The sequence below is a fragment of the Gilliamella sp. BG2 genome, assembly GCF_046635645.1.
In the GTDB taxonomy this organism is placed as follows: domain Bacteria; phylum Pseudomonadota; class Gammaproteobacteria; order Enterobacterales; family Orbaceae; genus Gilliamella; species Gilliamella bombi.
In genome coordinates this window covers 21,449-42,564 of sequence record NZ_JBIDFF010000013.1, presented here as the reverse complement: position 1 = coordinate 42,564, position 21,116 = coordinate 21,449, and the positions used below count along the sequence as shown (strand labels likewise).

Genomic DNA, 21,116 nt, shown 5'->3' with positions numbered 1-21,116 from the left:
AAGAAATGAATTTAATGAATAAATATAGCGATCTTATTTATGAAAAATACGCACAAATTGGCAGTAATGATCTCGGTTATATTGATGATGCCTTAGGCGCTGTTATGCAAGTGTTAGACGAAGTTGTTCGTAACGAAAATGTCCCACAAGAACTAAAAGATAAAGCCGCTTATGCAGCGGCTAATTTACTGATCAGCGACTTTGATGTTAAATAGTGGTTGGTAAATTAATAATAAAACGGGTTGATTGCTCATCAGACTCAGCGTAAATTGAACCTTTATGTGTTTCAATAATGGATTTGACGATAGCAAGCCCTATTCCTGTACCTGAATTATCATTACGATGACGTGATTCGTCAACTCTATAAAACCGATCAAAAAGGTGTGGCAAATGTTTACTATCAACTTTCTTGCCTGGATTCGAAATGATGATTCGAACTCGCTTTTCACTTACTTGACTTAAAATTATAGTGATAGTCTGATTTTCAGGTGTATAACGAATTGCATTGGATAAAATATTACTGATTGCCCTTCTTAACATCATCTTATCACCTTGAATATGGGAACAATTTCCTTCAAGATTAAAGGCAATATTCTTCTCGTCGGTAAGTGGTTCAAAATATTCACACATCATTGTGATCAAGCTATGTAAATCAATATCGATTAAATTAGGCACCAATTGACGATTATCTGCTTGTGCTAAAAATAACATATCAGAAATCATCTGTGACATTTTTTCGTATTCTTCTAAATTTGAATATAATATCTCGCGATATTCATTAGTTGTTCTGGCATTACTCAGTACTATTTGCGTTTGAGTTGTTAAATTGGTAATAGGCGTTCGCATCTCATGAGCGATATCTGCTGTAAAATTACGTTGCCGCTGAAACACATCCTCTATCCGATTAAGCATCTCATTGAATGCTTTCACTAAACTAACATATTTAATTGGTACTAAAGAAGCAGGAATACGGTAATTTAGACTTTTAAAATTAACTTTTTCGATCTTTTTAATCAACCGATTAATTGGTTTTTGGGTAAAATAGACACTGACAAAAGAACCAATTAAGGCCAAAATACAAGCAATAGCAATAAGCAAGCCTAAACCATCGTGTAATCGCCGAATGAATTCGAGATGTAAATCACGACCAACAGCAACTATAGTGGTATATTGTCTACCATTTTCAATCGAAACTCGTGAAGCGGCAATTCGATATGATGCTTTATCTTGATTCCAAATAGCGGTACTGTGATTTGCAATAATGGTATCAAAATCAATATGATTTTTAGCAACGGTTAGATTAGGACCACGTGTTCGATAAACAATTTTACCTTTCTCATCAATAACATAAACAAATAGGCGATGATGTCCTGTCAAAATTAATAATAAATTTTGAATAAATTCGTCACGATTCTCATCTGGGGAATAGTAAACTAATTCACGTTCTATAGAATCAATAACCGAATTAAGTTCGGACACATTTTGTTGGATTGAAATTTTTTCAAAAGAACGTTCAATAAAAAAACTAAAACAATAAAGTAAACCGCAGGTTAATAAACAAACAATAAGAGGCAAGCGAAATGATATTAACTTATTCTGTTTCATCCAAGACATCTAACTTATACCCCATTCCACGGACTGTATGAATCAATTTTGGCTCGAAATCAGCATCAATTTTATTTCGCAATCTCCGAATTGCAACATCAATCACATTAGTATCACTATCAAAATTCATATCCCAAACTTGAGATGCAATTAATGATCGTGGTAATACTTCCCCCGGATAACGTAAAAAATATTCTAATAACAAAAATTCTTTATTGGTTAAATCAATGCGTTTATCTCCACGTGTTACCATACGTTTAGGAAGATCCATGACCAGATCTGCAATACTCAATTGGGAATTATTGACTTGAGGGACATTACGTCGGAGCATAGATTTCACACGAGCTAATAACTCAGCAAACGAAAAAGGTTTTACTAGATAATCATCAGCACCTAAGTTTAGGCCTTTAACTTTATCATCCACACTTCCCATAGCGGTAAGTAACATGATAGGTGTCTCTTTGCCTGCTTCACGCAGTGACTGAACAATTTTCCAACCAACTATATCGGGCAACATCACATCTAAAATAATTAGATCATAATCTTCTGTCATGGCTCTATGATAACCATCAAGACCATTATTTGTTAAATCAACAACAAACCCAGATTCAACTAAACCTTGACGAAGATACTCACCTGTTTTTTGCTCATCTTCAACTACTAACAATTTCATACTTGAATATTTCCTTTGTTATTTGTCTGGTTGTCGTAATTGCATAACACAGCTATAGAATAAATGATAAACACCAAACCAATCATGATGGTTTAATGACTATTTTGTAATCATAATGTCATTAATTAGTTGGTTTATCTTTGTTATAGTAGCTACACAATGATTCATGAGGCTAGACATTATTGTTTCATTGTTTTATTTCCTTTCATCCATTCCTTGCAATTTAATGCAGCCCTAGTTTATCTAGGGTTTTTTTTTGTTATAGATCGATGCAAGTTTACATACACCCGAAACAACAATTAGTTAGGTACGAATTGAGTATATTTTAACAAAAATACTCTACATTGAATATTACTTCCTTTTACTTTTTATACAACACAATACCCGTCTCGACATGATCTGTATAAGGAAATTGATCAAACATAGCAAAATGTTGAATTGAATGTGTTTTAGTCAATAACTGTAAATTGTCACGCAATGTATTAGGATTACACGAAATATAAATAATTTTTTTATAGGTTTTTAATATATTAATGGTATTTAAATCCACTCCCCCACGTGGTGGATCAACAAGTACCGTATCACATTGATATTCATCCAAATTGATTCCTTTTAAACGATTAAACTCTCGTTCTTTTTTAATTGCACTAGTAAATTCTTCGGCTGACAACCGTACAATATCAAGATTATCAATTTGATTAACTAAAATATTATGCTGAGCTGAATAAACAGACGCTTTAGCTATTTCAGTAGCCAATACTTTGCGAAAGTTTTGTGCTAGAGCAATTGAAAAGTTACCATTACCACAATAAAATTCGAGTAAATCACCAGTTGAATTTTTGGTAACCGATATGGCCCACTGTAGCATTTTAATATTTACCGCTGCATTTGGTTGAGTAAAACTATTTTCAATTTGTCGATAAATAAACGTTTTATCCATTACTGGCAACACTTCATCAACATAATCCACATCAATGGCTATTTTTTGATTACTTGCTCGCCCTACAATATTAGCAACTACTCCATGTTCAGCTAATTGAGTTTTTAATTTTTTTGCTTCTATAATCCATCCATCACTTAACTTTTTATGATATAAAAGCGTAATTAATAGCTGACCACTTAAAGTCGAAAAATAATCAATTTGAAACAGCATATGGCGAAGTAACAAATTATGTTGTAACAAAGGTAAAATGGTTTGCATTGCTTGATTAATTAGTTTTGTTGCAATAGGAAATTCATCAACCCGTATTCGTTTTTTTGTTTTTTTATCATACATAATATGATAAAGATCTTCACCATCATGCCAGATCCTAAACTCAGCACGCATACGATAATGACTAATAGGTGAACAATATACCGATAATTCGGGCAGTGAAAAATCTGATAATAATGCTTTTAAATTATCTACTTTTTTTTTCAACTGTTGATTATAATTATCGTTCGAGAAACATTCAGTCATATTCATTATCTGATAGTTATTAAAGAAGTATTATTTAATATGGAAATTTGAGCCAATCCGTGTTAAGCCACAAAATAATTAAACATTAATTATTTAAACCAATTTAGCCTCGGTAGCATAAATAATCATTATGCATGTTATCGCAAACGGATGCGTATCTTATCACAAACAGCTAACAATGATAAGTTTTGCTTAAATAAAACATCTAATTTTAGACATAAAACTATATTTTACACTGCAATAACTACCTTACAATTAATCGCTCCATAAAAATAAAATAATATTCCATCACATTTTTATTGATTGTAGTTACAACGATTAACGTTATAATGTGCCTTATAATTTTAGATGAAAAGAACACTATGACTACACACACTTTTTCTGGTTTAGAATTAGATGATATTTTAATTCACAATCTCCAAACACAAAATATAAATACTCCAACCGTAATCCAAACACAAACAATCCCTGTTGCTTTAGATGGCAAAGATATTTTAGGTTCTGCACCAACAGGCACAGGTAAAACGCTAGCTTTTTTAATTCCGGCCGTACAACATCTACTCGATTTTCCACGCCGTAAACCAGGTCCACCACGAATTTTGATTTTAACGCCAACGCGTGAACTAGCCATGCAAATTGCTGAGCAAGCCAGATTATTAACCGAATCAACAAATTTAAGCATTGCAACTATTACTGGCGGTGTTGCTTATATGAATCACGCTGAAGTGTTTAGTAAAAACCAAGATATTGTTATTGCTACAACAGGCCGATTATTACAGTATATAAAAGAAGAAAACTTCGACTGCCGAGCAGTTGAAATGCTTATTTTAGACGAAGCTGATCGGATGTTAGATATGGGTTTTTCACAAGATGTCGAAATGATATCTGCCGAAACCCGTTGGCGTAAACAAACTTTATTATTTTCTGCCACACTGGAAGGTGAAGGACTGCATAACTTTGCTAGCCGCATTTTGACTGATCCAATCGAAATCAATGCCGAGCCTTCACGCAAAGAACGTAAAAAAATCCTGCAATTTTATTATCGTGCCGATGATTTAACTCATAAAGTGGCACTTCTTATTCACTTATTAAAACAAGAACAATTAAAAAAAACGATTGTATTTGTTCGTAAACGCGAACGTGTGCATGAATTAGTTAGCTTACTACACCAAGCTGGTATCCATAGCTGCTATTTAGAAGGTGAAATGGTACAAGCAAAACGCAATGAAGCAATAAAAAGGATCAGCAATAATACTGTCAATGTACTTGTAGCAACCGATGTTGCTGCACGAGGTATTGATATTGACAATATTACTCATGTTATTAATTTTGATGCACCCAAAACTGCCGATGTATATTTACACAGAATTGGACGCACCGCTCGAGCAGGGAAAAAAGGCACAGCTATTATGCTAGTCGAAGCGCATGATAACGAACTACTGCAAAAAATTGAGCGCTATATTAAGGAACCAATCAAATTAAGAACGATTGATGGATTACGCCCTAAAACTAAAGCACCAAAACCAGTAACTAAGAAAAAACATTCACAAAAAGCAAAACAAAAAAGTGCGAACAAAAAGCAAGAACAAGTAAAAAAGAAAAAGATAAAACAACGCTATCGAGACACAAAAAATAAAGGCAAACCGAAAATCAATAACTAATACCGAATAATAATCACAACTTAATAGCTTAAACTTATGATACCAATCGTTTATAACAACTTTGACAATAGATTTTAATTGCTATAATGCTACGCTACATGAGTTGCAGTTAATTATAAAGGAGAAATACTATGACACTAGTCACTCGCAAAGCACCAGATTTTACATCAGCAGCAGTTTTAGGTACTGGTGAAATTGTTAATAATTTCAATTTATTACAACATATCAAAGGTAAATATGCCGTTGTGTTCTTTTGGCCAATGGACTTCACATTTGTTTGCCCATCTGAAATCATTGCATTTGATCACCGTCTAGAAGAATTCAAAAAACGTGGTGTTGAAGTAATTGGTGTTTCAATGGACTCTGAATATGTACATAATGCATGGCGCAATACTCCACAAGATAAAGGTGGTATTGGTGAAGTTAAATTCCCAATTGTTGCAGATATCAAACACTCAATTATGCAATCTTATGGTATTGAACATCCTGAAGCAGGAGTTGCACTGCGAGCTTCGTTCTTTATTGACAAATCAGGAATTGTACGCCATGAAACAATTAACGATTTACCAATTGGACGTAACATTGACGAAATGATTCGTATTGTTGATGCTTTCCAATTCCATGAAGAACATGGCGAAGTTTGCCCTGCTCAATGGACAAAAGGTAAAAAAGGCATGCAAGCAAATCCAAATGGCGTTGCAAGTTTCTTAAAACAGCATGCTGACGAAATTTAATTCAGTACAATTTTTTATTCATCCATATCTTATTTTACGCTTTGCGTTACCGGAGTTAATCTCCGGTTTTTTTATATATATAAACGCAATTAATTATAGAGTGGCATGTAATCCTACAACACCAACGATAATAATGGTGAGACCAAATATACGAGGAAAATTCTTAGGCTCATTAAATAACAGCATATTGGCTAACACCGCACCCGAAGTCCCAAGACCAACCCAAACAGGATACACAACACTCAATTCAAGATAATGGAGCGAAAAATAGAAAAGCACAAAAGAGACAAAAAAACCTCCCCAATATAAAACCAATCTAAATAGACCTTTTTGCTCAGCATATAATTTAAGGCCTATAGCACCAATTACTTCAAAAACTGATGCAATTAATATTAACAGCCATCCCATGATTAAATTATCCTTATTAAAATATTAACTATCGGCACGTTTTAGTTGTACAACACCAATAATAATTATCGCCACAAAAAAAAGTTGAATTAGCTTAATCTCTTTATTAAAAAGTAAGATATCAATTAGCGTTGCTCCGACAGCACCAACACCTGAAAATATGGCATAAACCGTACCTGTAGGTATTGTCTTGCAAGCATTGGTTAAAAAAGTAAAATCAATAATAATGAGCGATACAATAATAACCCATTGCCAAATCTCGGTTGCGATGCTAAATCCTAAAATCCAACATATTTCAAAAAAGCAGGTTAGCACCACAAATGCCCACTCTTTATTCATGCTAAACATATAGCTACCTCGTTTATGCTACTTTATTTTATGTCGTAATCAATTTTCTGCTGCAATGTGTTTAAGTATAATGCTTGATTATGCCCTATTGCCTAAAAGCAACGACAAGACAAAAGATGGTTCGCAAATAGAATTTGCCGCCAAAAGATATCAATTGTTATATGGTCCTATCCATTAAACCAAAACGCCTAACGTTCACGAAACATCATCACAATTTTTATTATTATTTTTCAAATAAGTAAGTAATTCTATAATGAAGATATATAAATGGCAAGGACAAAATTACACAATTCAATGTTAGAGAGCTTATACAAGCTAACCAATTCACCTCTTTATAATACTTAATTATGCAAGATATAATAAAGATTTGTAATTTATTAGAAAAAAATAAAAAATGTTATATCTTTTTCAATTTAACCTAAAATAGTTATAGAATGCTAAAAACCACTTTTGAGGCATTTTTTAACTAAATTGTATAATAAACATTTTATACTTATTAAATATTGTTAATTGTAATAATACTTAATATTTTTTAAACATTCGGAAAAAGGAAGGCAGCATGTCAAAAAAGACAGATAATGAATTTAAAGTTGGTATAAAAGCCTATATATCACTAATAGTAGCCATTTTATTTTTTTCAGGCTTATTTTTTAATGTAGAAGGTAAAGAATGGCTAGGAGCGTTTGATTTTACCAGCTTAAGCGGCAAATTTGGCACTATGCTACATCCTGAAAAAAATACTTTTGTGGGTGAAGGAGGTAACAGTGCAAGAGCTGGTTTTATTTTCGCCTTATCACTTATACCTACGGTTATGTTAGCGCTAGGCGTGTTAGAAATATTTACCCATTACGGCACCATTCGTGCTGCACATAAATTATTAACACCATTATTAAAACCAATTTTAGGTGTACCAGGTAAAACTGGACTTGCATTAATTACCGACCTACAAAGCACTGATGCTGGTGCTGTATTAACTAAAGAGTTATATGACGAAAAGCAAATTACTAAAAAAGACCTTATCATTATTAGTGCTTGGCAATATTCTGGTGCGGGTTTAATTAATAACTACTTCTCGATTGGTTCGGCATTATTTGCCTCAATGACTGTAGCTATTTTTATTCCTCTTGTCATCATGTTAGTGCTTAAATTTGTAGGCTCAGTAATGGTTCGCTTAGTATTAAATACAATTTATAAAAAGGATTTTATCAATGAGTAATTCACAAAAACAAACTAATAACCCTTTAGATATTTTTGTAATCGGTGCTCGCAAAGGATTCAACATTGCTATTAATAATTTAATGCCCAATATTTTAATGGCATTTGTAATCACCGAAATACTAAAACGTTTAGGTATAATGCAATTAATAGGAACTTATTGTGCTCCAGTAATGGAGATTTTTGGCCTACCTGGCGAAGCAATTACCGTATTACTAACTGCATGGTTATCAGCATCAGCAGGTACAGGCGTTGCAGTTAACTTATTTACCGCAGGAACAATCAATCCAACAGCAATAACCATATTAGCCCCAGCTATTTTCTTAATGGGCTCACAATTACAGTATATGGGACGATTATTAGGCGTTGCCGATGTACCAAAAAAATACTGGCCATTACTCATGTTAACCAGTATTTTTAATGCATTAGTTTCAATGATTATTATGCGATTTTTTGTTTAATAAAGGAGATAAACATGTCTAATGTTTTAGAACATTATCAGTATTTACACCAAATTCCAGAGTTGGGATTTGAAGAACACAAAACATCGGCATATATCGCACAGCAACTTGAACAAGCAGGCTATAAAGTAACTCGCAACATCAATAACACAACAGGAATTGTTGCGCAATACGATAGCGGCAAAACTGGCCCTGTACTCGCTTTACGGGCAGATATGGATGCTCTAGGACATATTATTAACGGCGAACCTTGCGCAAGACATACCTGCGGTCATGATGGCCATTCATCAATATTATTAAGCTCGGCACAAGAGTTAATAAAAGAAGGTAACATCAAAAAAGGTCGATTGAAACTCATCTTCCAACCTGCCGAAGAACTTGGAACAGGTGCTTTAGCTATGATTGAAGGAGGAGCTATTGATGATGTTGATATGATTATCGGTTTACATTTACGTCCAAAAGATGAATGTCCAAAAGGCTTTGCTGCAACGGCAATGTACTATTCAGCATCCACCACAGTTGAAGTAAATATTCATGGTATCCCAGCACATGGTGCTCGACCTCATTTAGGCGTTAATGCCCTTGATGCAGCAACACTGGCCATTCAAGCAGTTAACACCATTCACCTTGCACCTAACTTAAACTATAGTGTTAAAGCCACACGTTGCATTTGCGATGCTGGAGTCACCAATGCTATTCCATCCGAAGCATATGTATGCTGGGATCTAAGAGCGCCAACTAACCCAGCCATGGATGAACTAAAAGCCAAAACGTTAAATGCGATAAAACTCAGTGTTGAATCTATCGGTGCGAAAGTGGATATCAATGTCACTAAAGAAATTCCAGCCGCGGAAATTGATAATGATGTCACAAAAATTATTGCCGAAGCCATTGTCGATGTACTTGGCAAAGAGGGGTTAAAAGAACCTATTTTCACCCCAGGTGGAGAAGACTTTTTCAATTATCCTTGTGAACGTAATGTCAAAGCTGGTTTTTGGGGATTAGGAGCTGATCTAACACCAGGATTACATCATCCTGAAATGAAGTTTGACACTTTAGCATTAGAAAATGGAGTCAAAATAACCAAAGCTTGTGCATTAAAAGTACTTGGCTAATTTCCACCCTATTCCGCCGATACCTTACTTCGGCGGAAGATGATTTAAATCACAAACAAAAGATCTTTCCCTAACTTGTATAATACTGTTGATAAGCACTTAACATTTTTAAGTTAGGATTTTCACTTCAATGCCAAATAGTTACGATATTCAACAATATCTTCGATCGTCACAACTGGCATATGATACTCATTAGCAAATTTAACAACCTCTGGCGCTCTTGCCATAGTCCCATCGTCGTTGGTTAACTCACACAATACTGCGGCAGGCTTTAAACCCGCTAATGTCACTAAATCAATAGATGCTTCAGTATGACCTCGGCGAATTAATACACCACCTTCTTTAGCAACTAAAGGAAACACATGCCCTGGATGATTAAGATCACTTGGTTTGGCGTTATCATTCACAGCAGCCTTAATAGTCGTAACGCGATCAGCGGCTGATACACCTGTTGTAACTCCATTAGCCGCTTCAATTGAGATGGTAAATGCTGTATTATTTTTACTAGTATTATTTTCTACCATCATAGGCAAATTTAACTCATCACAGCGTTTTTTAGGCAAACATAAACAAACAATACCACTGCCGTAACGAATAGTTAGAGCCATTTGTTCAATGGTAATGGACTCGGCAGCCCAAATAATATCACCTTCATTTTCGCGATCTTCATCATCTAAAACTAGTACACCTTGACCGGCTTTAATAGAAGCAATTGCTTTTTTAACACGTTCAATGGGCGTTCCAAATTCATTTAAATTAAACTGATTCATGGTAAATACCTATATTTTTATTAACTCATTTATTTCATTATTTATCTAATTAAAATCAAATGGCTATTTGCTATCTAATTAATTAAGTATAAATAAAATACCAGAATCAGGGCAGTGCTTGACCAGCATGACTTTGCCTTTCAGCAAATATTGGAAAGATAAGCAACTCTCTTTTATCCAGACTTTTACTGTCGGCTTTGGAATTTCACCAAATCTGCTTGTCCTTAATCTATCAAAATCTAACTGAGCAATAAAACAACTACCACAGTTAACAAAATAAATTAAGCGCTCGTGGGCTATACCACCGGTGGGGACTTACACCCCGCCCTGAGAATTTTGCCAAAAAATTGACGAATCACACTATAATACAAAATGATAAAAAAGACACGGAGTTTTAAAATGAAATATTGCCGCAAACAGCGGCAATAATAGAAAGAGCAGAGTTTAATTAATGCCTACGAGTTTCACTTATGCGACGCCGTTCGGCTTTACGCATCCATAGCCACGAAATAAAGCCAATAATACCAACAATTAGCAATATAATTGTTGCTAAAGCATTAACCTGAGGATCAACCCCTAAACGTACTTTTGAAAATATCAATTTAGGTAACGTCATAGCACCTGGTCCAGTCACAAAGTTAGCAATAACCACATCATCAAGTGACAATGTAAATGCTAAAAGCCAACCTGACACTAACGCTGGTGCGATCATTGGTAGTGTAATAATAAAAAATACCTTTAAAGGATTTGCACCAAGATCTAATGCAGCTTCTTCAATTGACTTATCTAATTCACGCAACCTAGCACTAATTACCACAGTCACATAAGCTGTACAAAATGTAGCATGAGCCATCCAAATAGTTATAGCGCCACGGTCTTTTGGCCAACCAAGTACCTGTCCCATTCCCACAAATAACAACAGCAAAGCCAAACCAGTAATAACATCTGGCATAACCAGCGGTGCTGTAGTCATAAACGAAAATAAATTAGAGCCTCGGAATCCTCTAAAACGAATGATAGCATAAGCCGCTAATGTACCAAGCACAACAGCAAAAGTTGCAGCACCTGCAGCAATAGACAAACTTAGCCCAACAGCTTTAAGTAATGTTTCGTTATTAATTAACTCAAAATACCATTTGATCGAAAAATCCGCCCAAACTGTCACCAAACGCGAGCTATTAAACGAATAAACAATCAAAATAACCATTGGGATATATAAAAACGAAAATACCACCAAAAAGATAAGTCCTTTCAAACACCGGAATAGCAATGCAATGGTAACTAAAACGGTAATAATGAAACTAAAAACAAAACAGCTATAGTAAAAGCTCCATTCACCCAAAAGCGATCCCGATGATGAAATCAAAATACTCAATAAAATCGCACCAAGCAATGACGAGATAAAAACAATCAAAGCCGATCGCATAATAACGGGCAAATTGTTCATCTATTTACCTCCCATTTGTCGATTTTGGAATTTATTAAAATAATAAATAGGCACAATCAATATCATCAACATCACACTAGCTACAGCCGAGGCAGCTGGCCAGTCATGATTATTAAAGAACTCAGTCCAAAGCTGTGTACCGATCATAATCCCTTCTGAAGGGCCTAATAATTCAGGGATCACATACTCACCTACAGCAGGAATAAACACCAACATCCCCCCAGCAATCACCCCATTTTTGGTTAAAGGTACAATGATCTTAAAAAATGTCTTTATCGGTTTACAACCTAAGTCTAATGCTGCTTCGATTAACGTTGAATCGACCTTACTTAACGACGTATAAATTGGCAATACCACAAATGGTAAATAAGAATAAACAATACCAATATATACAGCAAAGTAGGTTTTCATAATAATCAAAGGCTGATCAATAACCCCTAACCACATTAAAAAATGATTTAATAAACCATTAGGATTCAAAATACCTATCCACGCATAAACACGAATTAAAAACGATGTCCATGAAGGTAAAATGATTAACAACAATAAAATATTACGGGTTGACTGTTTGCATTGAGAAATAGCCCAAGCCAACGGGTAACCAATTAAAACACAAAGCACGGTTGAAATCGCAGCAATCTTAAGTGATTGCAAATACGAATCAATATAAATCGTATCGCTAATTAGATTTAAATAATTGCCAAAATTTAACGTAATATTAAGCAAACCATCGTCATAACTTAACAAATCAGTATAAGGTGGTACAGCTAAAGCAATTTCAGAAAAACTGATCCTAAATACGATTAAAAATGGTAGCAAAAACAGTAATAGCATCCATAAATAAGGGATCGCAATTACGGTTAACCGTCCATAAAGAGTCATTAAATCCGAATCATCTCGCTGTTGACGCAATTTTTTATATGTATAAAAAATTACAACTAACCCTGCTGGAATAAATAAAATACTGCCAGCAATAATAAGCCGATAAGCAAATTTAGACGACCTATAATGCGCTAAAAAACAACCAAAGCATGACAATAAAAAGCTCAATGTCATTGCGGTAAATAGCGCATCTAAAAATAAATTGTCAAATGCACCTGTTGTTACAAAACGCCAATAAACATTGAGCAACACAAATGCATTTAACAACAATCCCAATACAATGGATCGCATTATGATATCCTCTTTTGTTTATTCAGTAAGCACAACACAACTGTCAACTTCCCAACTTAAGTTAACTATATCACCCCAAGTTGGCATTCCTTTACGATAACGATGCTCATTTTGCAATTGTGCAATAATAACTTGCCCACTTGGCAATTTGACATGATAAATCGATAAATCCCCAAGATAAGCGATTTCAACAACTTCACCTGTAGCGCAGTTATAACCATCTTCAGGTAATTGCTCACATAATTGGATTTTTTCTGGGCGCAGAGCAACTTTAATCGGCACACCTTCCACAGCTGGAGAATCATAATCTACTTTAAATGGATGTTTAATAGTAGGACAACTCAAAATCAAACCATCTTCTAACGTATCTTGCAAGATACCATCAAAGATATTAACCGAACCGATAAACTCAGCACTATAACGGCTATTTGGATGTTCATAAATTTCTTCTGGCTCACCAATTTGCACAAATTGACCTTTATTCATAATGGCAATACGACCAGCCATAGTCATAGCTTCTTCTTGATCATGGGTAACCATAACGCAAGTTGCCCCCACTTGTTCTAAAATGCTCACCACTTCAAGTTGCATTCGATCACGAAGTTGTTTATCAAGTGCACCCATTGGCTCATCAAGTAACAATAATTTTGGTCGTTTGGCTAAGCTTCTTGCTAAAGCCACGCGTTGGCGCTGACCACCTGATAATTGGTGTGGTTTACGTTTGCCAAATTGCTCCATATGTACAAGCGCTAACATCTCTTCAACTCGATGTTTAATTTCGCTATTGCTTAATTTATCTTGCTTTAAGCCAAAGGCTATATTTTGTTCAACCGTCATGTGAGGAAATAAAGCATACGATTGGAACATCATATTAATAGGACGATTATAAGGCGGAACCTGTGATAAATCTTTTCCATCTAAAATGATTTGCCCCGAAGTCGGTTGCTCAAAACCAGCTAGCATACGCAATAGTGTTGATTTACCGCTTCCAGATGCTCCTAATAATGCAAAAATTTCACCTTTATATATAGTCAAATTTACATCATCAACGGCATAATAATCATCATTAAAAACTTTTGTTAAATTTTTGATCTCCAATAAAGGAGTTATCATCTTTTTTTTAGGCTGTACCTGATTTGTTGTTTTATCGTTCACTCTTTTTTCCTCATAACAACAAGCCAAAAAAAACGAGACGGAAAGACTCACAGCCTCTCCGTCTTGGATTATTAGTTAAGATTCGATATACAAAATATCGATTATTTACCAGTTTTGAGCTTAGTCCACGTGCGGGTAATTATACGCTCAAGTTTTGGATCTTTAACTTTTAAAGTGAATAGTTTTTCCATCACTTCTGGTTTTGGATAAACTGCTGGATCATTTTTCACTTCTGGTTTTACAAAATTTTCATTAGCAACCTGATTAGCGCTAGCAAAGTTAACATCGTTAGTAACTTGTGCTGCAATTTCTGGTTTCATAACAAAATTTAAAAACTCATGAGCTTCATCTGGGTTTGCTGAATCTTTTGGAATAGCAAAGGTATCAAAAAAGACTAAAGCACCTTCTTTTGGTATTTGATAACCAACATGCACACCGTTATTTGCTTCGTTAGCTCTATCTCGTGATTGTAAAATATCGCCAGACCAACCCAAAATCACACAAATATCGCCATTAGCTAGATCGGTAATATATTGTGAAGAGTGGAAGTAACGAATATTTGGACGAACTTTTTCTAACAGCTCATAGGCAGCACCAGTATAATCCTTGGCATCTGTACTATTTGGATTTTTACCTAAATATTGAAGAGCACTAGCAAAAATTTCGGTAGGTGCATCTAAAAATGCCACACCACAATCTTTTAGTTTTTCCATATTCTCTGGTTTAAACACTAAATCCCAGCTATCAACTGGTGCATTATCACCTAGACGCTCTTTAACTTTATCAATGTTATAGCCAATCCCTGTTGTCATCCACACATAAGGGATAGCATATTTATTATCAGGATCATGTGTTGCCATTAATTTCATTAGATTAGGATCTAAGTTTTTCCAATTAGACAATTTACTTTTATCTAACGGAAGATAGATATCAGATTTAATTTGTCTAGCTAAAAAGCTATCTGAAGGCGAAACCACATCAAAGCCAGAATGACCTGCCATTAATTTACCTTCAAGAGCTTCGTTAGAATCATAAACATCATAAACTAGTTTAATACCAGTCGATTTTTCAAAATCCGAAATCGTATTAGAACCAATTTGCCCTGCCCAATTGTAAAAATGTACGACACGATCTTTAGCTATAGCAGATTGAGATAACGCTAGTGAAACACCAGCCACGATTGAAAGAATTGTTTTACGTTGAGTAAACATGCTCACCACTTCTCCTCTAGTTGTAGGGATATTACATGTTAGACACAAGCCCATTGCAAAGACACAACGGACCCCCAAATTTTACTATCGACATTGTTAACAATAATAAAAATTATCAAAGTAACAACCATCTAGCGAAACCGAGGTAATCAGGCAATCACAAGTCATTAATAACATAAATGAACTAGTAGAGCTAACCTTGCATTACGAGGGATAAAATACCTTTTTTTTTAAAGATGTCCACTTAAAAAATCAAATATTGAAAGTTTAAGGATTGAGTGGTTGTATTTTAACCACCCAAGGAGTAAGGAACAACCAATTAACAATTAGATAACAAAATTATTCAGCACTTGCTTGCATAATTTTAGCATTTGGTTGCCACACACGATATTTAACTTGCAAATCGTTCGGAACATAAAAGACTAACGGTAATTGGCTGTTATAGCTAAACAAACCTAAATTATGGTTGATTGTCACAAATTGATTTTTATTAGTACCTTCAGGGCAAGCCATTAATGTTGAAATGTTACCAACAGTCTTTTCAACTACGTAATAAGAGTATCCCCAACCTTTAAGCTCTTCTTGCTTAACTACACCACCTAAATTTTGCAAATTACAATCAACATTCATTTCTTTACCAATGATCACCTCAACTTTCGCATTGTTTTCATTAGCAATAGTTGGTAAATGAATAGCATAACGAGTATAGCCAACTTGAGCTGCAGGGAATGGCGCTATATCATTGACACTTTGTGCAACAGGTTGCGTTTTTTGTGAATTTGCGCATGCTGTTAATGCTACACCTAATAATGTTAATAACAATAATTTTTTCATTTTTATCTCCTTTAACTAATTAATCATAAACACCATCGTATTAATTTTCAGTGATAATGCGTATAATAACACCATCTAGATTAATAAAATTGGTGTAAAAATGCCAGCAGAAAAAAATACTACCGATTTACTTAAATTGATTTTAAACCTGTTAATAATTGGTTTACTAATCATTATTACCTATCGTGTTGTTGAAGTTTTTTTATTCGGTTTCTTCTGGGCGGTGATGGTCGTAATTGCCACTTGGCCCTTAATGATAAAAATACAACGAAAATTATTTAACAAACGCTGGCTATCACTACTAGTAATGGCTCTGATATTAGCCTTTGTTTGTATTATACCTTTCATATTAATTATTAGCTCGGTAGCACAAAACGGTCACCATCTTATTGAATGGGCAAAAACGCTATCTCACCAAAAACTACCAACACTTGACTGGCTTGAAAGCGTACCTGCCTTCGGCTCTGAACTACACCAAAAATGGTTAAACTTAATACAAACTGATGGCTCTGATTTAGTTTCAAGCATACAACCTTATATTGGCACCATGATAGGTTGGCTACTTGAGCAAGCCACCAATATTGGACTATTTATCTTTCATGCTGGTGTAATGATTATTTTTAGTCTATTACTATTTTTAAAAGGCGAAAGTATCACCAAATACGTTTACCTACTAGCCAACCGATTATCAAAACAATATGGCGAAATCACTGTCACATTAGCAGGACAATCCATTCGAGCTGTAGCTCTTGGTGTTGTGGTTACTGCCATTACCTTAGCCTTAATTGGTGGATTAAGTTTTATATTAACCGACATGCCGTTACCAGGTATACTCACTCTAATTTTATTTATTTGTTGTGTCGCACAAATTGGTCCCGTGATTGTAATGCTTGGGTGCATTTTTTGGCAATTTTGGGCGGGCAACACCATAGCTGGTATCGTATTAATTGTTGTGGCAATTATCTTAACCACCTTAGATAGCGTAATGCGAGCTTACTTAATAAAAAAAGGTGCCAATTTACCGTTTTTACTTATATTATTTGGTGTGATTGGTGGCTTACTTGGCTTTGGCATAATGGGATTATTTATTGGTCCTGTCGTACTAGCTTTAACTTACAAAATAATTCAAACTTGGGTTGATGAACAATCTTAAACAATTTATTATCACCCAGTAAGAAGCATAAGCGCATAAACAAGTTGCTAAATACGCTACATAACTTAAAGCAACTGAGCTAAAATGCATACAAATTAAAAGGAGTGTTATTTTTACTGGCTTAGCTTATATTAGAAAACAAGTTTCTAAAGTAACTTGACAGTTATAATGACAAAAAATCATGCGAATACCATTTATAAAATACAATCACCAAAAGCATCTTGACGAATTAGGTAAAATTCAGCAAGATGCCAAGCAATATCATATCTGCTATACCCCAAAAGCATATCGACTGGCTTTAATTGAAAGTATAAAAAGAGCTCAGCACCGAATTTATATAGTTGCGCTCTATCTAGAGCAAGATGAGGCAGGTCAAGAAATTCTTAATGAACTGTACCAAATCAAACGGCAACGCCCTAATTTAGATATCAAAATATTTGTTGACTGGCACCGTGCACAGCGCGGAAGAATTGGCGAAGACAAAGCCCATACCAACGCAAATTATTATTACCAACTAAAACAGCAATATCCAGATATTGACATTCCTATTTATGGTGTACCTGTCAATCGTCGTGAAGTACTAGGCGTACTGCATTTAAAAGGTTTTATTATTGATAATACTGTCATTTACAGTGGAGCTAGCATTAATAACGTATACCTACACAAGCGTGAAAAATACCGTTACGACCGTTATCACTTTATTACTAACCCACTATTAGCAAACAGCATGGTGCAGTTTATTCACGACCACTTTTTACCATATCAAGCGTTGCAACTACTTAATACTGGCACCCATAAAACCCGCAAACAAATTAAGTCTGAAATTAAAGAGCTACGCCAACACTTAATGAATACCAGCTACCAATATAACAGCAATACCGACAACAACACCTTATCGGTTGCACCAATAATGGGGCTTGGTCGCAATAACTCGCTCAACAAAATCATCCATCATTTAATCAACGTAACCGAACAAAAAATCATATTTTGCACGCCGTACTTTAATTTGCCTAACATCCTAGTTCGCGATATCATTCGTTTGCTTCGTAAAGGTCGCCAAGTTGAACTGATTATTGGTGATAAAGAAGCAAATGATTTTTATATTCCACCAGACCAACCTTTTAACATATCAGGTGGATTACCCTACTTATACGAAATCAATTTAAGAAGCTTTATTGAGCGCCTACAATCTTTTATTGACAAAGAGCAACTTATCATACGTCTGTGGAAGGATGGAGAGCAAACCTATCATCTTAAAGGTATCTGGGTGGACAATACTTGGGTACTTATAACAGGCAACAACCTAAATCCACGCGCTTGGCGACTTGATCTGGAAAATGGCATATTAATACATGATCCAAAGCAAGAATTAAGCCATAAATTTAACCAAGAACTTGACACTATTCGTCAAAAAACCACATTGATCACACATTTTCAACAAATCCAAGCGAGTCAATTTTATCCAAGTCAAGTTCATAAGTTGATAAAGCGACTGAGCCGCATTAAAGTGGATAGGATTATTAAGCGGTTGTTGTAAAGGTAAGATGTTTTGAAAGAAAAGGTTTCTTAAAAAACATAATAAAAACAATATTTTTTCAACTAATTTTGAGAAAAAAGCGCTTTTGCTGTTTAACAACAAAAGCGCAAATTTGATCTAGACTTCATATTAAAGGTCTACAGATAGGTGCGTTCTAATCATTGCAGTAAGGCAATATCGCCTTTAACAAGAAAAGCACATATAGAATTAAGGGGTAACACAAGCCATAAAGTGACTATTAGCTGTACTCTGCAGAAAAATTCCCCCATCGGCTGAATAAACACCATATAGACTGCCATTATATGAATTAGCCCAATATCCTGTATCATTAGCCCAGTTGTTACCAATACTGAGATTCCAATCACTACCTTCATAGAAATTATTCATAGTATTGGCAGTAAAACCCCACTCGTTAAATAGTCCGCCAACCCATTTACCGCTAATATCTTTATAACTGACTTTTCGTTGACAGTTATTAATACTTCTTCCAGGTAAACCTTCTGTCCAACCAGCTCCATTCCCATTGGTATAGTCATTTATATCGGGAATTCGATAACCATTACCTAAATTACGACAAAAGTTTTGAGCATCCGCATATCCATATCTTACTGTGATTCCTGGTTGAGAGATATACCAACGTTCTATCTTAAAGCTATACAGTAATTTTGTATGATTTACATCAGAGTAAAGCTTAAATAACGAAGGGGAAAAAGCCTTATTACTTGAATTTATGGAAGGGCCTTTTAATATAATCTTTAGTGCTTGTTCGCCACCAGGATAAAGGTTACCATCTCTAATACAAGTTCTACATATCCTATCAATGTCAATAGCCCAATGTTGTGTATTCTCTTTGCTTAACGATAATGATACACCACTACCGCTAACCGCACTCACCGTTGTACCATTTGCAGCTATAACTTGTTCAGGAGAGATTCCTCCCAATAATAAATAGAAATATAACCTATCAGATCCTGTCGTCGGAAAGTTTTCTGCTATATTGCTATTATTTGTGACTTTAAACCCTTTTAACGAAACCCAATTTGGACCATCCATATCCCAAATGGTAGTACCAAAAGCATGGTCATCGTAAGCTAAATTTGGTTGCGCATAGCAAGCAACTGGCCTATTCATATTGGCATTAATATAGTAACTATGCTCATTACCCGTAAAATTGCTACTATTGGGAACACCATACTGCGTCGATAAGGTGCTTGCAGTTGCTGTTAAGGTGAGTTTATAAGGCCCATCACAAAGATTTAGCCGTCTATTCGGATTTGCTTTAACTTCTCCTGTAATATCTGTACCATTTTTATCTTGCCATTTTATGGTTAAATTTCCTGTTGCATTTATATTATCATCGCCATCATCGTCTCGACCATAATTATAAGGTGAATCCATTAATTCGCTTAATTGAATTCTTGGGTAATTTACCAATGGTACTATTGCTTGTATATCAGCAAATGTATCTGTTATATTTGGCATTTCAATTGGTGCATCTACGTTAGATTGATCTATTACTGCATTGGGATAAAGTGCACTATTTGCTCCCTGAGGAATATAACTAATATTTGGTAGTCTTATACCCAATAAATCTTCCATACTAGCAACTTTAGTTACACCATCAATACTTAAATATGGTGCAGAGCCGTGAATGACCTGTGATGTCTTTGCCGATAACGCCTGCGAGCTCAGCGAATAAGGCAATAAAAGCAATGGAGCAAAAATCAGCGGTGACTTGGATAGCAATCTAGAAATCAAAGATATCCTTGCCAACAACTTTATCGATTTCGATAGATTTGGTGATAAAAATAAGAATCGAATCTGTTTTTGACTACTGTGAAATTGAAAAAGATTTAAGGCGTAGGGTTGCCAGTGCTGGTGCCTGGTGCCTGGTGCCTATTATGATAGCGCATAACATTCTACCTGTCAAGTAATTTGTTGTTTTATTTGTGTTTTTATGATTATTTGCTTATTTAATAAGCTGTATTATACTAAATAATGCGTCGAAATTATAGCTGGTTAAACACTAAAGAGCTAGTATTTGTTAATTTATTGTAATGTCTTGAATACGATTGAAACATTACAAAAAACTTAGCATAAATATTTTTTCGCTATATTTTATCGTCATTTATAAAAGTCAAATTACCCATGCCATAT

19 protein-coding genes, 1 pseudogene and 1 riboswitch are annotated in these 21,116 nt (G+C 34.8%); of the genes and pseudogenes, 8 read left to right on the top strand and 12 right to left on the bottom strand.

Translation table 11 applies throughout. The features are described 5' to 3' along the window. Positions 1 to 14 precede the first annotated feature (14 nt). Positions 15 to 215: a YaeP family protein gene (locus ACGH6Q_RS07145; protein ID WP_065560145.1), complete on the top strand. Its 201-nt coding sequence runs from the start codon at positions 15 to 17 to the stop codon at positions 213 to 215. On the opposite strand, the gene ACGH6Q_RS07140 is transcribed toward ACGH6Q_RS07145, so the two are convergent. The 3 genes from ACGH6Q_RS07140 to trmA form a co-directional block, all read right to left on the bottom strand. Then, a complete protein-coding gene (locus tag ACGH6Q_RS07140; RefSeq protein WP_065589174.1) occupies positions 208 to 1,614 on the bottom strand; it encodes a heavy metal sensor histidine kinase in 1,407 nt (468 codons plus the stop codon). The genes ACGH6Q_RS07145 and ACGH6Q_RS07140 overlap by 8 nt on opposite strands. Continuing rightward, complete coding sequence (locus ACGH6Q_RS07135) at positions 1,592 to 2,278, bottom strand: heavy metal response regulator transcription factor (protein WP_034914857.1); 687 nt, start codon at positions 2,276 to 2,278, stop codon at positions 1,592 to 1,594. Before ACGH6Q_RS07135 ends, ACGH6Q_RS07140 begins: the two co-directional genes overlap by 23 nt. A 361-nt stretch (positions 2,279 to 2,639) precedes the next feature. Then, positions 2,640 to 3,737: a tRNA (uridine(54)-C5)-methyltransferase TrmA gene (gene trmA / locus ACGH6Q_RS07130; protein WP_065589175.1), complete on the bottom strand. Its 1,098-nt coding sequence runs from the start codon at positions 3,735 to 3,737 to the stop codon at positions 2,640 to 2,642. A 362-nt stretch (positions 3,738 to 4,099) separates the two neighbouring features. On the opposite strand from trmA, the gene srmB reads away from it, so the two are divergent. Both srmB and ACGH6Q_RS07120 read left to right on the top strand, forming a co-directional pair. Then, positions 4,100 to 5,398 (top strand): ATP-dependent RNA helicase SrmB, encoded by a 1,299-nt coding sequence (gene srmB / locus ACGH6Q_RS07125; protein WP_411578130.1) that lies wholly within the window; start codon positions 4,100 to 4,102, stop codon positions 5,396 to 5,398. A gap of 131 nt (positions 5,399 to 5,529) precedes the next feature. Next, entirely contained in the window at positions 5,530 to 6,132 is a 603-nt protein-coding gene (locus tag ACGH6Q_RS07120) for a peroxiredoxin C (protein ID WP_065589177.1), read from the top strand. 93 nt (positions 6,133 to 6,225) lie between these two features. Here ACGH6Q_RS07120 and ACGH6Q_RS07115 read toward each other — a convergent pair whose 3' ends face one another. Both ACGH6Q_RS07115 and ACGH6Q_RS07110 read right to left on the bottom strand, forming a co-directional pair. Further along, entirely contained in the window at positions 6,226 to 6,540 is a 315-nt protein-coding gene (locus ACGH6Q_RS07115; protein ID WP_085164172.1) for a DMT family transporter, read from the bottom strand. Between the two features lie 24 nt (positions 6,541 to 6,564). Further along, positions 6,565 to 6,888, bottom strand: coding sequence for a DMT family transporter (locus ACGH6Q_RS07110; protein WP_296300705.1), 324 nt, complete (start codon positions 6,886 to 6,888; stop codon positions 6,565 to 6,567). 559 nt (positions 6,889 to 7,447) lie between these two features. Here ACGH6Q_RS07110 and ACGH6Q_RS07105 point away from each other — a divergent pair. The 3 genes from ACGH6Q_RS07105 to ACGH6Q_RS07095 are packed head-to-tail and all read left to right on the top strand — an operon-like array spanning position 7,448 to position 9,679. Next, a complete protein-coding gene (locus ACGH6Q_RS07105) occupies positions 7,448 to 8,104 on the top strand; it encodes a nucleoside recognition domain-containing protein (RefSeq protein ID WP_411592469.1) in 657 nt (218 codons plus the stop codon). Beyond that, entirely contained in the window at positions 8,097 to 8,564 is a 468-nt protein-coding gene (locus ACGH6Q_RS07100) for a YjiG family protein (protein ID WP_065589180.1), read from the top strand. The genes ACGH6Q_RS07105 and ACGH6Q_RS07100 overlap by 8 nt, the downstream gene beginning before the upstream one ends. A 14-nt stretch (positions 8,565 to 8,578) precedes the next feature. Further along, a complete protein-coding gene (locus ACGH6Q_RS07095; protein ID WP_174798032.1) occupies positions 8,579 to 9,679 on the top strand; it encodes a M20 peptidase aminoacylase family protein in 1,101 nt (366 codons plus the stop codon). Between the two features lie 122 nt (positions 9,680 to 9,801). Here the strand turns inward: ACGH6Q_RS07095 and ribB are convergent, their stop codons facing one another. From ribB to eco, 6 genes and pseudogenes are all read right to left on the bottom strand, one after another. After that, positions 9,802 to 10,449 carry a 3,4-dihydroxy-2-butanone-4-phosphate synthase gene (ribB, locus tag ACGH6Q_RS07090; protein ID WP_065589182.1) on the bottom strand — a complete coding sequence of 216 codons (648 nt, stop codon included), beginning with the start codon at positions 10,447 to 10,449 and terminating at the stop codon, positions 9,802 to 9,804. 161 nt (positions 10,450 to 10,610) lie between these two features. Further along, positions 10,611 to 10,788, bottom strand: a riboswitch (FMN riboswitch). Positions 10,789 to 10,897: 109 nt separating this feature from the next. Next, complete coding sequence (locus ACGH6Q_RS07085) at positions 10,898 to 11,656, bottom strand: ABC transporter permease subunit (RefSeq protein ID WP_141671718.1); 759 nt, start codon at positions 11,654 to 11,656, stop codon at positions 10,898 to 10,900. 240 nt (positions 11,657 to 11,896) lie between these two features. Further along, positions 11,897 to 12,766, bottom strand: a pseudogene (locus ACGH6Q_RS07080) (ABC transporter permease subunit); the annotation flags it as partial. Between the two features lie 321 nt (positions 12,767 to 13,087). After that, positions 13,088 to 14,224, bottom strand: coding sequence for a putrescine ABC transporter ATP-binding subunit PotG (potG, locus tag ACGH6Q_RS07075; protein ID WP_081296719.1), 1,137 nt, complete (start codon positions 14,222 to 14,224; stop codon positions 13,088 to 13,090). Positions 14,225 to 14,325: 101 nt separating this feature from the next. Beyond that, on the bottom strand, positions 14,326 to 15,435 hold the full coding sequence (locus ACGH6Q_RS07070) for an extracellular solute-binding protein (RefSeq protein WP_085164164.1): 1,110 nt from the start codon (positions 15,433 to 15,435) through the stop codon (positions 14,326 to 14,328). 339 nt (positions 15,436 to 15,774) lie between these two features. Next, positions 15,775 to 16,269, bottom strand: coding sequence for a serine protease inhibitor ecotin (eco, locus tag ACGH6Q_RS07065; protein WP_085164162.1), 495 nt, complete (start codon positions 16,267 to 16,269; stop codon positions 15,775 to 15,777). Between the two features lie 100 nt (positions 16,270 to 16,369). Here eco and ydiK point away from each other — a divergent pair, with 100 nt between their 5' ends. After that, on the top strand, positions 16,370 to 17,422 hold the full coding sequence (gene ydiK, locus ACGH6Q_RS07060; protein WP_085164160.1) for an AI-2E family transporter YdiK: 1,053 nt from the start codon (positions 16,370 to 16,372) through the stop codon (positions 17,420 to 17,422). Positions 17,423 to 17,603: 181 nt separating this feature from the next. After that, positions 17,604 to 18,959, top strand: a complete 1,356-nt coding sequence (gene pssA, locus ACGH6Q_RS07055; RefSeq protein ID WP_085164158.1) for a CDP-diacylglycerol--serine O-phosphatidyltransferase — start codon at positions 17,604 to 17,606, stop codon at positions 18,957 to 18,959. Between the two features lie 207 nt (positions 18,960 to 19,166). Here pssA and ACGH6Q_RS07050 read toward each other — a convergent pair whose 3' ends face one another. Further along, positions 19,167 to 20,717, bottom strand: a complete 1,551-nt coding sequence (locus ACGH6Q_RS07050; RefSeq protein WP_085164156.1) for a hypothetical protein — start codon at positions 20,715 to 20,717, stop codon at positions 19,167 to 19,169. Between the last annotated feature and the right edge of the window lie 399 nt (positions 20,718 to 21,116).